Consider the following 14,384-nt stretch of genomic DNA (forward strand, 5'->3'; position numbering starts at 1 on the left):
AGGCGGTTGAGGAAGAAAGCGCTATGGCTCTCCCGATCGGCACAATTCTCGATGGTAAATTCCGCGTTGTTGAAGTGCTCGGTGAAGGCGGGATGGGCACCGTCTACAAAGTCGAGCAGGTTGACCGCCCCGGCTTTTATCGCGCCGTCAAGGAGCTGCTCATCAACCCGGGAATGCCAGAGGAGGAGCGCAAGGCCGCCATCGAGCGCTTCAATAAAGAGATTGATTTGATGTTCAATCTCAAACACCCCAATATTCCCTCGCTGATCGTCAGCTTCCAGGAGCGGGGCAACTACTACTTCGTGATGGAATTCGTCCCAGGCAAAAGCCTCGATAAGATCCTGGAAGAGAACAAGGGGCCACTCGATGAGGAACAGGTCATTCGCTGGATGATGAAGGTCTGCGAGGCCCTGAGCTATATCCACTCACGCAATCCACCGATCATTCTCCGCGACCTCAAGCCTGGCAACATTATGATTACGCCGGAGGGCGATGTCCAGCTCATCGACTTTGGAATCGCGCGTCGCTTCAATCCGAACAAGCGCACGAATACGGAGAATCTGGGCACCATCTCGTATGCCTCGCCTGAGCACCTTGGCTCAATCACAGCTCCGGGCCAGAAGCGCTCACCTCAAAACCCCGGTCGTTTGGTGCAGACCGACGCCCGCTCGGACATCTATTCGCTTGGGGCAACGATCTATCACTTGCTGACCAACCAGGAGCCGGAGCCGATGCAGACGCCAGCTCCGGGCAGCATTCGCGCTAAGAATCCGAAGCTGCGCACGATCCAGGTGGACGGGCGCATTATCTGCCCGATCGAGCAAGTGATCATCAAGGCGATGCAGCAAGACCCGGCGCACCGCTTTCAGAGCGCTGAGGCTATGCGCGTCGCTCTACAGCAGTGCTTGCCTGGTCAGGCGGCCCCGGCGACTATTCAGATCCCAGCAATCTCGCCCAACGCCACCATCGTGGTGCCCGCCGCGCGCGGCCCGGCCCCGAGTCCGGCACCGGCTTCCTCCGGACCCGGGCCAATCTGTCCGCGCTGTGGCCTGCAGAATCGTCCAGGGGCCAAATTCTGTAAGCGCGACGGTCAGCCTCTGTTTCAGGGAGCGACGACTGTGCCTCCAAACGTCCGCCTGCAGGCGCAGGCCTACGCCTCGCTGCCAGCGGGAGTCGTGCGTCAGCCGATCCGCGCCCGACCTGTCCCTGCCGGCGCCCCGGTCAGCAATGACCCCCTGGCCTTCTATCGACGCGGTTTGCAGGACCTCAATAACCGGCACTACGTCGAGGCGATCGAGGAATTTAAGCAGGCGCTGGCGCTCGGGCGTCCGACCTATGATGTACTCTACAACCTGGCACGAGCTTATCGCCAATATGCGCAGTCTTTACGCGATAAAGATGAGAAGCTCTTTCATGAAAATATGACGCATGCTGCTGACTACTTCGCTCAGGCAGCCAATAACCGTCAGAATGCCCTGGATGCCTACTTTCAGCTCGGCTTGTGCTATCTCGACCTGGGCCTCTATCCCAAGGCGGAGGCCGCTTTCAAAGAGGCGCTGCGCATCGCTCCCCAGGATGCTGCCATCTATTATCAGCTGGGACAGGTGGCGATGAAACAGGGTTTCCATCGTGAGGCCGAGGGCTACCTGCTTGAAGGCCTCAAGATCAATCCCGATCACGCTCTCATCTTGCTCACCCTGGGTCGCCTCTACAGCGAGACGCGCCAGTACAATTCGGCGATTCGCGTCCTGCAGGAGGCCACGCGCTGCGATCCCACCTACGTCGATGGCTGGTATGAGCTGGGCCGCGCCCACATGCGGGCCAACCAATGGAACCAGGCCTTGAGTGCCCTGGAACAGGCGCGCCAACGCGATCCAGAGCGTGCCGAGATCTATAGCGCAATGGCAACATGCTATCTGAAAATGCGTAAAAAGGTAGAAGCCAGACAGATGATCCGCGAAACACTGCAACGCGATCCTAACAATGCAGAGGCTCTGCGTCTGCAAAAGCAGCTTTGATTGATTGTTTCCTTGCAGTGACCAGCAACTAAGAAGAAGCGTCGCCAGCCGCTCCTGGCCGAGCACCAGGAGAAGAGAGGACCGAATCCGTCTCAGAGAGCGAGGAGAGCAGGTATGATCTGTCCAGTTTGCAGCACGCCCAACCGCGACGATGCCAAATTCTGTAAAAGCTGCGGGCGGTCGCTCCCGCGGGAAGTAGCCACTACTGAAAGCGCCCCCGCCTCCGAGCAGCCAGGCCAGCAACCTCCCGCCATCCCAGCGGACCGCATCGCCCCCAGCCAGGAGTCAGATGATCCGAGCCTGGCGCCGACGCTGATCCTCACCCCCGAGCGCATGATGGCCTACCATAGCCAGCGCTGGCAGCGTGAGTTAGAGGAAGCCGAACGCCAGCGGAAACAGCAACAAGCACAGGACCATAGTCCAGAGCAGGAGAGCCAGGATGTCGCCGATCTGCCCACCATTCTGCTGACGCCTGGCGCCAGTGAAACAGCGACCACCGCTGCGGGCGCCGCCTCGACGGCAGCTTCACCCGGCGAGAGCCCAGGTCAGGCGGCGGAGCCAGCGATAGCCCCAGGCCACACTCGCCAGCAAGGCAGTGACGAGGCGATGGCTTCCCCCGCAGCCCAGCCCTTGGAGAGCGTGCAGCAGACACCTTCTTCTGATAGCGCCGCGGATCGCTCACTACCATCAACAGAGACAGCACCACCATCAACAAGAGAAGCAAAAGATAAAGAAGGGAAAGAGAGCGCGGTGAAAGATTCATCATCATCAGCAGCAGCAGATCAACCTGCTCAGCCAGAGGCCGCCGTTGACCAGGCCGCTGCGAAGTCATCGCAGGAGCCGACCGAGGCCTCAAGCCCAGCGGCAGCCGAGGCCAGCACAGAGCCGCTGGCCAGCGGCACGCTGCTCGCCGGGCGCTATCTGATCAACCAGCTTGTACGAGAAGAGGAACACGAGCGTATCTATCAGGTTACTGATCAGCAGGGCTACCAGCGCTGCTGGAACTGCGGCAGCCAGGAGAACGCCGAGGGCGATGAGTTCTGTATTAACTGCGGCGCCGAACTGCTGGGCATGCCCTACCTCCTGCACGAATTCACTGGCGAACAAGCCGACACAGAGACGCAGGTCACCGGAGGGAACATCATCAACACCTTTATTGAAGGAGGACGTACCTACGCTGTTGAGCAGCCGCAAGCCGAGCGCGATCCCTTCCCCGAGGGAGTACACCTGATGGCGGCGGCCCTTTCCGACGCCGGCATTGTCCGCCGCGACGAGCCGAATGAAGACAGCACGCTGATCCTTCTGCTGGAACGCTCGCATGAATCTATCTCCCAGCCAGTAGGCCTCTTCATCGTTGCCGACGGCATGGGAGGGCACGCCAGCGGCCAGCTTGCCAGTCGCGTGGCCGTCAATACTATCGCCGAGCGCATTGTGCACGATCTCCTGGCCGCTCCGCTGAGCGCCGAAAAGGAGAGCCAGCAGCCGGCCACGCCAGCGGATGAAGACCAGCTTGTACGCTTGCTTCAAGACGCGGTAGAGGAGGCTAATAACAAGCTCTGCCAGATCAATCAGCAAAATAAAACGGACATGGGCTGCACCCTAACCGGTTTTATGATCGTGGGACGTCACTCGTATATCGTTAATGTGGGAGACAGCCGTACCTACATGGTCCGTGGTGGTCAGCTCTATCAACGCACAACCGACCACTCACTCGTGGGGCAGCTTGTAGCAGGCGGGCTGATTCAACCAGACGAGATCTACACCCATCCGCAGCGCAGCCAGATCTTTCGCAGCCTGGGCGACCGCCCCAACGTGCAGATCGATCTCTTCAAGCAGGAGCTGTACCCGGGTGACATCCTGCTCAGCTGCTCAGACGGGCTATGGGAGATGGTACGCGACCCACAGATCGAAAGCATTCTCAATGCCGCCCCTGACCCACAAACAGCCTGTGCCCAGTTGATAGAGGCAGCCAATGCAAATGGAGGAGAAGACAACATCAGCGCTGTTGTGGTCTTTGTACGTTGAACACTATGATATACTGAAGGCTGCCACCAATGAAAGGAGCTGATAGACTATGCCTGGTGAGGTAGTGCTGGCGTATCAGCTAGGAAAGGACTATATGCCGGTCACCGGTGGGAGCCAGCTCGCCTACGTCCTGCTGGAGGCCAAGCCCACCGAGATGATGGCCCAGGTCCGTCTGCCCCTGAACTTTGCCCTGGTTTTGGATCATTCCGGCTCTATGAAAGGGGCCAAGCTGCACAACGTCAAAGAAGCGGTCAAGATGGTCATCGACCACCTGGAGCCGACCGACTACGTCTCTGTGATCGTCTTTGACGACACGGCCCAGGTAATCATCCCCTCGATGCCGGCCCAAGACAAAGTTGGGATGAAGGCCGCCATCGATCGCATTCGCGATGGCGGCGGCACCACCATGTCGCTGGGCATGATTCAGGGCCTCAACGAGCTGCGGCGCTATAGCTTTCCTAACACCGTCAATCGCATGATCCTGCTGACGGACGGGGTCACCTATGGTGACTCGGATCGCTGCCGCCAACTTGCCCGCGAAGCAGCGGCGGCGGGGATCGCCATCTATCCGCTGGGCATCGGGCACGACTGGGACGAGAATCTGCTTGATGATATCGGCCAGCTCAGTGGTGGCATGCCGGCGGAGTTTATCAGGAATCCCGCTGACGCCATGAGCATCTTTCAGCAGCAGGTCCAGAGCGCGGTCGCCGTGGCCGTACGCAACGCCGTTCTCACTTTACGCTTGCCAACAGGCGTCACGCCCAAAAAGGCCGTCAAGGTGCTGCCGATCATCAGTGATTTTGGGCAGTCGGTGCTCTCAGATCGCCAGGTGGTGATCCCGCTGGGCGACCTGGAGAAAGAGACGCCGCAGGCCGTGCTGGTCGAACTGCTCATCGATCCGCGCCCGGCAGGCCTCTTCCGTATCGCTCAGGCTGAGCTATCATATGATGTGCCGATTGCCAATCTGGTGGGCGAGCGTATTCGTGAAGATATTAAGGTGACGTTCACCACTGATCCCAACCTGGCGGCCCAGGTGAACGCGCGCGTGATGAACTTCGCCGAGAAGGCCAATGCTCAGCGCCTTGTCACGCGCGTGCTGGATGAGTATAAGCGCACCGGAAAGGTGACAACACGCCTGGCGCCTAATGTGACACGCATCCTTGATGAAGAGACTCAGGCTGCACTTGAGCAGATCAGCAAAGGTCAACAAATCTCTCAGGAGCAGGTCAAATCGATCGGCAACAAGACGAGAAAGCTCACACAACGCCTGGACGATATTCTGCCCTGACAGTACGCGCCAGAGCAGAATGAGCGGAACGGCACGGGAGAATTGACTGAAGGTGCCTGCCGCCTGCGCTACCGACGTGCGCAGAGGCGAAGGCGTGCTTCAGGGGTAAGACCGGATTTGAGGAGGAGAGTAGAATTATGCCAGTGTATTGTTCGCTGGGTCATGAAAACCCGGATGGTTCGGCTTTTTGCGACGAATGCGGTGAGCCGTTGAGCGCGGTGGCCCCCGCGGCGCCGGCGGCCTCAGCGCCGGTAGCCCCCGTTGCTCCCAGTGGGGCCGCGCAGCCAGGCATGCAAACCTGTCCCTCATGTGGCGCGCAGAATCCGCAGGGCGAGGCTTTCTGCTCTAACTGTGGTGTGAGCTTGCTGGGGGCACCTGCCGCAGTGAGCGCTCCCGGAGCACCCGCAGCACCGGCGGCCCCCGCGGCGCCAGCTAGCTCGGCCCCTGCCCCCGCAGCGGCTCCCACGGCAGCAGGCTCTCCCCTGCGCGCCCGGCTGATCGTGGAGGCAGACAATCAGGAGTTCGATATCAGCGGGAAGGATAACATCTTGATTGGCCGTGAAGATGCGGTCAGCAATATCTTCCCCGACATCGACCTCACGCCCCACGGCGGCGAAGAGGGAGGTGTCTCGCGCATGCATGCACGCATCTTTATCCAGAATGGCCAGTATATGATCGAAGACGAGAACAGTACGAACTATACCTTCTTGAATCGCCAGCGCTTGGCTCCCAAAACGCCAACGCCGCTGCATGATAATGACGAAATCAAGCTGGGCCGCGTGCTGCTGCGCTTCAGAACCTCCTAGCCCCGCCCAGGCCAGGAGAAGACGGACGAACGGAGCAGAGCAAGCAAAGGGAGGGGGAGGCAGGCAGCGGCCAGCCCAAGGTTCTGGGTAGAGAGCAGGCCAGCTAGCTATGCCTCCCCCCGTCATTGACAGCCAGGATCACTACCCGCTATAATCTACAAGACATCCTTTAGTGGAGGAGAACGAGGGGTTTATGAAACGTACCTGGCAACCCAAGCGTATTCCCCGCAAGCGGGAACACGGCTTTTTGAAACGCATGGCGACGCGCGCCGGTCGGCGAGTGCTGAAGGCCCGCCGCCTGAAGGGTCGCTGGCGCTTGACAGTTTAGCTAACTACCTTGCTAGCTAGCGAGCGTTCAGCATAGGCGGGCCGGGCCTCCACTCGGCTCGACGGCATCGGCTTGGTTCTCTGCCCGCTCGCGTCAGCTCGCTCCCTGGGGGTGTCTCTTACGGTGCTCTCTCTCACCTGACGGTGAAGATATAGATGCAAAGCTGTCAGAACGGTGGCATTAAAACGCGAACTGCGCCTGCGTAGAAGCCGCGATTTTCAGCGGGTCAGGCAGCAGGGAAGGAGCGTCGCCTCCAAGCTGCTGGTCCTCGCCTGGGCACCGACGGAGAGCGATCAGGTTCGTGTCGGCTTCGTGGTCAGTCGACGCATCTTTAAGCTGGCAACGCGACGTAATCGCATCAAACGCCTGCTCAGTGAGGCCATCCGGCCTTGTCTACCTCGGCTGCGCGGCGTGGACGTCGTTTTGATTCCCAGGCGCGAGGCCCTTGAGGCCGATCTGCAGACGCTGAAGGCTGAAGTACAGGTGTTGTTACGCCGGGCGCGGTTGCTGCTGGCCGATGAGGCGTCCGGGCGACAGCGCGCGGCAGGAAGAAGTGTCCACAAAGGTCGATAGCCGTGAAGTACGTCGCTTTGTTTTTGATCCGTGTTTACCAGCGCACTTTTTCTGTTATCCTACCCCCGTCTTGCCGCTTCGTACCTTCTTGCTCACAATATGGATACGAGGCGATTCAGCGCTTCGGGCTGATCCGCGGGGGTTGGCTGACGCTAAAACGGCTGGCGCGTTGTCACCCGTTCTATCATGGAGATCTCTATGACCCAGTTCCTGAGCGCCTGGGCTAGTAGTAGGCAAGATCGAGGAAGGCAGGAGAAATCCCGTGGGGATCAGTGATTTTATCAATGTTGTCTTTACGCAGCCGATCTTCAACGTCTTGATGCTGCTGTACCACCTCTTTGGCGATTTCGGCCTGTCGATCATCGTCTTGACGATCATCATCCGCCTGATTCTTTTCCCGCTGACGCTGCAGCAGCTGAAATCGGCCAGGGCAATGCAGGAGCTGCAGCCAGAGCTGAGCCGCATTCGCGAGCGCTACAAGGACGATCTGCAAGCCCAGATGGCGGCAACCCAGGAGCTGTACAGACGCTATAATATTAACCCTTACTCAGGTTGTCTGCCCCTGCTCTTGCAGTTGCCTGTCCTCTATGGACTGTACTTCGCCTTCCGGGCAGTCATCGATGATGCCTCTTTGAAGGGAACTCAGGGGTTGGAGCGGCTGAACGGCTTTATCTATCCCTTCTTGCCAAAGTTTAGCCACTTCCCTAACGTCAACCTCGACTGGTTCACCTTCATTAATCCCTCCTGGCATCTGTCGCTGGCCCTTCCCGATGAGACGCATATTCTGCCAATTTTGGCGGCTCTGGCAACCTTTATCCAGCTCTACTTGACCCAGTCGCGTACTACTCCCTCGCTCGCTACAACGGCCTCTTCCGGTGGCAGGTCCTCCGACGCTCTGGCTGCCCAGCAACAGACGATGAAGATCATGACCTGGATCATGCCTCTGCTCACCCTCTTCATCGCCTGGAGCTTCCCCGCTGGCCTAGCCCTCTATTGGGCCGTCGGCTCCATCCTGATGGCTATCCAGTACTACCTGGTTACTGGGCCTACTAGTCCTTTCTCTCTCTCTCGCACCTCAAAAGAGAAAGATAATTTGCCGGGCGAGCAAGCCGCTCAGACCCGCGTTCTTGAAGAGACCAGTGAGTCCCAAGAGGTTGAGTCGGCGCTCTCCAATGAGCGCGCTTTGCGCAACAACGGTACGAGCGCCTCGCGCCGCCACTTGCGCAGTGCTTCCGCTCGCCGCCGCGGCGTTGTCAGAAGAAGAAATCCTACTCTTAGCTAGTTCGTTCGTTCCTGGCTGGCTAGCTAGAAGGAAGGAGCTTGGTTCTATCGTCAGTCAGGTCAGGTTGCCTTGTATGTCGCGCCGGAGCAGATTGGACCAGGCTGCGCCGGCTTGCTGATGCTGATTAGCAGCAGAGTCGATGAGCAGGCCTTGCCAGCCAGTCTCCCGCTGGCTGCCGCTATAGCTGTCAAGGTCCGGTTGGGTTGGTTGATCCGCCTTACTCAGTCAGGTCGTACCCTGCCCCGGCTGGCAACCACCTGACCGTTTCTCTCACGCTCTCGCTTCTCATTCTGCCTGCATTGTGTGATACCTTCAAGGGAGGCAAGTAAGCAGTGGAAAGCATTGAGGCCAGTGGTAAAAGCGTTGAAGAAGCTGTCCAGCAGGCTCTGCTCCGTTTGGGCAAGCGCCGAGACGAGGTCGAGGTGACGGTCCTTCAGGAGCCTTCACGCGGCGCCTTCGGACTCGGTAGCCGCGAGGCCAGGGTCCGGGTGACGGTTCGCCCCAACCGCGGCGCGGTTATTACTCCCGAAATGGCCGACGCTATTTTGAGTCAGGTCGAAGCGGAAGATGATGAGGAGGAGGATTTCTTCGCCAGCGCTTCTCACGGCGCCTATGAGAGTGAAGAGGAGTTCGTGGATTTCCCCGAGGAGGGTGAGGCCGATAGGGGGAAAGAAGATGAGGCGCACTACGGCTCGCAGTCGCTTTCCTTCCTTCAGCAGGCCCAATCTTCTGCTCCCTCCCAGCAGCTCAGCGGGGAACAGGTCACTTCTGTACCCCCTTCTGCCGCTGGCTCCGCTCCCGCTGGCTCCGCCGGCTTGGCATCTGCCCCGGCTCCCGTTGCTCCCTCTTCCAGCGAGCCTTCGGCTGCTTCCCCCTCCTCTCAGGAGCCAGTGCAGCCCACTCGTGAGGATATTGAGCTGACCGTCGATGTGCTCCAGCATATTTTGCGCTATATGAATATCCGCGCCTCCGTCCAGGTGCGCTCGACCGATCCGCTTACGCTCAATATCCAGGGCATTCATGAGAATCTGGGGCTGCTGATCGGTCGCCGGGGCGAAACTCTTTCTGCTCTTCAGCTTTTGGTGAATCTTATCGTGAGCCACCGCACGAAACGTCGTATGCGCATCATTGTCGATGCCGAGAACTACCGCCAGCGCCGTGAGGAAAATCTGCGCTCGCTCGCCTTGCGTGTGGCGCAGCAAGTGCGTAATTACCGTCGCTCGATCGCGCTGGAAGCAATGCCGCCTCATGAGCGACGCATTGTGCATCTGGCTCTGGCCGATAGTCAGGATATCAGTACGGAGAGCATCGGCGAGGGCGACGCGCGCCGCGTGGTCATCTCTCTGAAGCGACCCGGACGCTCGTAGTCAGGGGTTGGCTTTCGCCTTCGGCTGACTGGCTGGCTGGCTCCGTTTTCGCTCCTGTGAATGGGGGAATTGTCAGCTCGCCCGCAGGCTGCTCGTCTGCCTTCCCTACGAATGCGGGAGGGTCACCGCGCACCCAGCCAGCTAGCTGCAAGCGGGCGCTATATCAGGCTATGGAACTGCGCCGCTCAGGCTCCAGGGAGGTATTCTTTTGATGTCTGCGACCGTTCTTCAGCCCGCTCGCGCTGAGCCTCCTGCTTTCCTTAGTATCGGCCATATCACTCGCGATGTGCTTCCCGATGGCTCGTTCGCCCTCGGCGGTACGGTAACCTTTGCCAGTTTAACTGTTGAGCGCCTCGGACTGCCCGCCGCGCTGGTGACGTGTGCCGCGGCGGATCTCTGTCAGCAGTTGCCTTCGCTGCTGCCTGGCATTGGGCTGGCGGCGCGCCTCGCTTCGACAACAACTACCTTTGAGAATCGCTATCAGGATGGCTTTCGCATCCAGTATTTGCGTGCACGCAGTGAGCCTCTGACGGCTGAGGATGTTCCGCCTTCCTGGCGCGACGCCCCGATCGTCTTGCTGGCTCCTCTGGCTCAAGAGCTGGCTTCAGAGATCGTGACCTTTTTTCCGCGAGGTGAAGGCCGTCTTCTGGCTGCTACTCCTCAAGGCTGGTTACGCCGCTGGGATGCTGATGGCCGAGTCTGGCCTACCCCTTGGGAGGCCGCTGAACAGGTCTTGCCTCAGTTAGACGCTTTGATCCTGAGCCATGATGATCTGCTGCCGTTTGCTCATGGCAGCAGGGCCGAGGCGGTGGCGATCCTGCGCCATTGGAGCCAGTTGGTCCCTTTGCTGGTGGCAACGGCAGGCCGCGAGGGGGCCACTCTCTTCCGCAATGGCCAGGCCGAGCATTTTCCTGCCTATCCCGCGCGTGAGGTTGATCCTACGGGAGCCGGCGATGTTTTTGCAGCAGCTTTCTTGGTGCATCTGGCCCGCTCCGGCGACCCCGCCGCCGCGGTCGATTTCGCGAATTGTGTGGCTTCGTTCTCAGTGGAGGCCGTGGGCACGCGCGGCATCCCTACCCCGCCCCAAGTGGAGGAACGCCTGACCCTGGGTCGACGTCCAGCCAGCGGCTAGCCCGACGCCGAGGCGGGCACCTCTACGCTGTCCTGGCTGCTGCCCTGCCTTCCTCTCGCTGCTTTGCAGGGCAAGGCCATATCCAGGTGCGCTTTCAGGATGTGCAAGTCTCAGGCCTGGGACCAAAGCGCAGGCAGGGAGAGGCTGTTTTGCTTGCTATCCTCCTACCAGGATAGCGTGATAGAATGAAGGGAAGACCAGTCTTATGGGAGGATTGCGCCAGCGCCGATCAGGTAGAGCGCTATGATGGAGCAGGCTTCGCTCTTTCCGGATTCAGCTTCAGCTAAGAAGGGTACGTCAGCGCACGCCGCCGCCGGCCAGGCCGAGAGCGCTGAGCCGCTGGCTTCTCGCTTGCGCCCGCGCTCACTTGAGGAGTTTGTGGGACAGGAGCATTTGCTTGGAGAAGGGCGTTTGCTACGGCGCTGCCTGGAGGAGGATCGCGTCCCCTCTCTGATTCTGTGGGGGCCGCCCGGCAGCGGTAAGACGACGCTGGCGAGCCTGATCGCCCAGCTCACTCGCGCCCACTTTGTCTCTCTCAGCGCTGTGGCCGCAGGCGTGGCTGATCTGCGCCGCGTCGCCGAGGAGGCCCGCAAGCTGCGCCAGTTGAGAGGTCAGCGCACGCTGCTCTTTCTCGATGAGATCCATCGTTTGAATAAGGCGCAGCAGGATGTCATTTTGCCGTATGTTGAGCAGGGCCTGCTGACGCTGATCGGAGCGACGACCGAGAACCCCTCTTTTGAGGTCAATGCTGCCCTGCTTTCACGCTGCCGTGTCTTTAGGCTCAATCCCCTGAGTGACGCCGAAATTATCCAGCTCTTGCGCAGAGCTTTGCAGGATGAGGAGCGGGGCTTGGGACGGCAGCGTCTCGAGGTCGCCGATGAGGCGCTTCAGCAGATCGCTCGCTTCGCCAACGGCGATGCTCGTACGGCGCTCAATGTGTTGGAGCTGGCCGCCGCAGGCGCTACCGAGGGACAGATCACTGTGGCCACTGTGGCTGAGGCCCAGCAACAGCGCGCCTTGCTCTACGATAAAAGCGGCGATCAACACTACGATACGATCTCAGCTCTGCATAAGGCCATCCGCGGCTCCGATCCCGATGCCGGCCTCTATTGGCTGGCACGCATGCTGGAAGCGGGCGAGGACCCGCTGTTTATCGCCCGCCGCTTGATCCGCATCGCCACGGAAGATGTGGGGCTGGCCGACCCGTTGGCTCTGCCTTTGTGCGTGGCCGCTCAGCAGGCGGTTCAGTTCGTGGGCTTGCCCGAGGCCGATCTGGCCCTGGCTGAGGCCGTGGTCTATCTGGCTTGCGCTCCAAAAAGTAACGCCCTCTATCTCGCTTACGGGCAAGCACGCGATGATGTGCGCCAGCAGCGCCAGGAGCCGGTACCTCTCGCGCTCCGCAACGCTCCGACGGAGCTGATGAAGCAGCTCGGCTATGGCCGCGATTATAAGTATGCTCACGATTACTATCGCCAGCTTGAGGGGGAGAGCGAGGACCCGTCTCGACCGCCAGCGCTGGCGTTGCAGGAGTATTTGCCGGCTAACCTGCAGGGACGCCATTACTATGAGCCAGGATTACAGGGCAATGAGGCCAGTATTAAACGCTGGTTAGAGCGGCGCCGCGCCTCCGCCAGTCAGCAGCATCAGCCAGCATCTTCCGCAACTGCAAGCCTGCCCCATGATGAGGCTTCTTCGCCCACCGCTGGAGAGAGCCATGCTTCATACTGATACATATATAGTCAAAAAGCAGGCAACTGTCGTTTTCTTTTCAAAACACGTCTGCATTGAATTGATATACATCTATCCTTGACAACCTGCCAGGTTATCTTACATAATTATTGGGGCTTGCAATTTGTGCGTCTGGTGCTTTCATCGAGCAACGTGCATTGACATTGTGCGCAGCGCCCAGGAAAAACTGACCGAGAAAGGGAGAGCTAATGTCTGGAGAAGAGAGGCAGCAATACACAAGCGCGAGGCGATCCGCCCGGCTCAGAAGAGACGAAATGCCCCTCCCTACCACGCAGACACGCCGTGGCTATGTACCACCAGATCCGCTCGATTATCTTGCAGAAGACGATCCAGATGCATCGCGACCGCCGCGGCCCGGTAGCAGCGCCATTCGCCTGAACGATCCTCGTTTTACGGGAACGCAGCGAGCCATCAGCTCGCAGCCGACCACGCGCCAGATGCCGGTACCCTACACCTACCGGCGCAGCGCGCAGCAACCGGTGACGACCACGGCCAGCCCGGCCATTACGGCGCGCATGCGTGCGACTCCCGCGCCGGCCCCAGCGCCGTCGGTCTCGCCGAAAGCCCCTTACAAAAGCACTTTGTCAGAGCGGGAGAAAGAGTCAGGTCGTCGCATTCACTGGCTGCTCTTTATCGGCGTAGGCATGCTGGTCATGCTGGCCCTCTGGGTCCTTACTTCCTGGCTGATCTCCTGGGGCACACAGCGTCTCGATGACATCCGCTATGGCAATCCTCGCACCTATCAGACCGACGCGGTTGTCGGTCATGGGGGCGACAGCCCTCAGCACCCGAGCCACTTTATCGCCATCAACTTGCATGGCCACATCATCGTCGTTGAGCTGATGGCCGGTGACCCAGCCAAAGCCATCACCTATGGTGGCCCCTATCTTTATGGCACCAACTCCAACGTCGATCAAATCCCCCCGATCTTGGAATTCAAGGATGTCAACGGTGACGGCAAGCCAGATATGATCATCCACCTTGGTGATCAAAATATCGTGTTCATTAACACGGGGACAAAGTTCAGGCCGTCTGATGCTAATGATAAAATCCACCTCTGACCGGGGGAACAGCTCCAGCAGATCGATCGTCGCTATGCATGGTTACGGGCCTCGGGGAGAAGCGCAGTGGCTCCCTCCCTAGTTGAACGGCGACGATCGGATCGGCTCACGTGGACACGACAACAATCTGAGACACAGCGGGGCTTCATACGTACAATGGGCAGGGTGCTCCTCTGAGGGCTGCAGCGCAGCTCTGCCTCTCTTCCTGTTTTGTGCTCTTCTTGGCTGCTTCCAGCGGCGAATATGCTCAGTTTTTCTGCTCTCTCCAGCTCTTTTGCCCTCTTTGTTCTCTATGGCTCCCTTCTAAAGATCTGGCGATAACCTTCTTCCACTACTTCTGTGGGAAAGATGCGCAACAGTGATCCCAGAACAAGCACCAGGGTGAGCCAGTCGAAGCCGGCGTCAAGCGGCACGCCGAGGACTGTGCCCACGACAGGCAGCACTGCGCTGCTGATGACTTCCCCTAAAGCGTCGGGGAAAAGCAGCAAGAGAATGAGGATTCCACAGCTTCCTACAAAGAGGAGCTTGCGCCAGAGGCCGACCTGCTTATGCCGTAGCAGATAGGCGATCAATCTGAGGGTTTTACCAAGATGCAAGAGCAGATCAAGGCGCCTGGGCCAGAGCCGCCGTGAGCGTCTACCGGGCACGAGCAGTTCTCTCGACATAGCATTCCCTCCACTACTTAATACGCAGGAACGGTCAGCAGGGTTTTTCCACCTGCTCACTCCTGGACAGGGCTAGAGGGTTACTGCAGC

Annotated in this window: 13 protein-coding genes; 12 read left to right on the forward strand and 1 reads right to left on the reverse strand. The window is 59.5% G+C overall.

The genetic code is table 11. From position 1 onward, the window contains the following. The first annotated feature begins 23 nt into the window (after positions 1–23). The 12 genes from AC6H1L_RS11080 (at position 24) to AC6H1L_RS11135 (ending at position 13,629) form a co-directional block, all read left to right on the forward strand. Positions 24–2,018 carry a protein kinase domain-containing protein gene (locus AC6H1L_RS11080; protein ID WP_497597574.1) on the forward strand — a complete coding sequence of 665 codons (1,995 nt, stop codon included), beginning with the start codon at positions 24–26 and terminating at the stop codon, positions 2,016–2,018. Between the two features lie 114 nt (positions 2,019–2,132). Next, positions 2,133–4,043 (forward strand): protein phosphatase 2C domain-containing protein, encoded by a 1,911-nt coding sequence (locus AC6H1L_RS11085; protein WP_497597575.1) that lies wholly within the window; start codon positions 2,133–2,135, stop codon positions 4,041–4,043. Between the two features lie 49 nt (positions 4,044–4,092). Beyond that, positions 4,093–5,331 carry a vWA domain-containing protein gene (locus AC6H1L_RS11090; RefSeq protein ID WP_497597576.1) on the forward strand — a complete coding sequence of 413 codons (1,239 nt, stop codon included), beginning with the start codon at positions 4,093–4,095 and terminating at the stop codon, positions 5,329–5,331. Between the two features lie 137 nt (positions 5,332–5,468). Then, positions 5,469–6,137 carry a double zinc ribbon and FHA domain-containing protein gene (locus AC6H1L_RS11095; protein ID WP_497597577.1) on the forward strand — a complete coding sequence of 223 codons (669 nt, stop codon included), beginning with the start codon at positions 5,469–5,471 and terminating at the stop codon, positions 6,135–6,137. 193 nt (positions 6,138–6,330) lie between these two features. Next, entirely contained in the window at positions 6,331–6,465 is a 135-nt protein-coding gene (rpmH, locus tag AC6H1L_RS11100; protein ID WP_069805928.1) for a 50S ribosomal protein L34, read from the forward strand. A gap of 174 nt (positions 6,466–6,639) precedes the next feature. Beyond that, positions 6,640–7,038, forward strand: coding sequence for a ribonuclease P protein component (gene rnpA / locus AC6H1L_RS11105; RefSeq protein WP_497597578.1), 399 nt, complete (start codon positions 6,640–6,642; stop codon positions 7,036–7,038). Positions 7,039–7,040: 2 nt separating this feature from the next. Then, positions 7,041–7,265: a membrane protein insertion efficiency factor YidD gene (gene yidD / locus AC6H1L_RS11110; protein WP_497597579.1), complete on the forward strand. Its 225-nt coding sequence runs from the start codon at positions 7,041–7,043 to the stop codon at positions 7,263–7,265. A gap of 35 nt (positions 7,266–7,300) precedes the next feature. Continuing rightward, positions 7,301–8,320, forward strand: a complete 1,020-nt coding sequence (locus AC6H1L_RS11115; RefSeq protein WP_497597580.1) for a YidC/Oxa1 family membrane protein insertase — start codon at positions 7,301–7,303, stop codon at positions 8,318–8,320. Positions 8,321–8,652: 332 nt separating this feature from the next. Next, positions 8,653–9,687, forward strand: a complete 1,035-nt coding sequence (jag, locus tag AC6H1L_RS11120; protein WP_497597581.1) for an RNA-binding cell elongation regulator Jag/EloR — start codon at positions 8,653–8,655, stop codon at positions 9,685–9,687. A gap of 211 nt (positions 9,688–9,898) precedes the next feature. After that, positions 9,899–10,819, forward strand: a complete 921-nt coding sequence (locus tag AC6H1L_RS11125; RefSeq protein WP_497597582.1) for a PfkB family carbohydrate kinase — start codon at positions 9,899–9,901, stop codon at positions 10,817–10,819. A gap of 243 nt (positions 10,820–11,062) precedes the next feature. After that, positions 11,063–12,547 (forward strand): replication-associated recombination protein A, encoded by a 1,485-nt coding sequence (locus tag AC6H1L_RS11130; protein WP_497597583.1) that lies wholly within the window; start codon positions 11,063–11,065, stop codon positions 12,545–12,547. A gap of 275 nt (positions 12,548–12,822) precedes the next feature. Beyond that, a complete protein-coding gene (locus AC6H1L_RS11135; protein WP_497597584.1) occupies positions 12,823–13,629 on the forward strand; it encodes a hypothetical protein in 807 nt (268 codons plus the stop codon). A gap of 290 nt (positions 13,630–13,919) precedes the next feature. On the opposite strand, the gene AC6H1L_RS11140 is transcribed toward AC6H1L_RS11135, so the two are convergent. Beyond that, positions 13,920–14,294 (reverse strand): hypothetical protein, encoded by a 375-nt coding sequence (locus tag AC6H1L_RS11140; RefSeq protein WP_497597585.1) that lies wholly within the window; start codon positions 14,292–14,294, stop codon positions 13,920–13,922. Positions 14,295–14,384 lie beyond the last annotated feature (90 nt).

The sequence above is a fragment of the Thermogemmatispora argillosa genome (assembly GCF_059696725.1).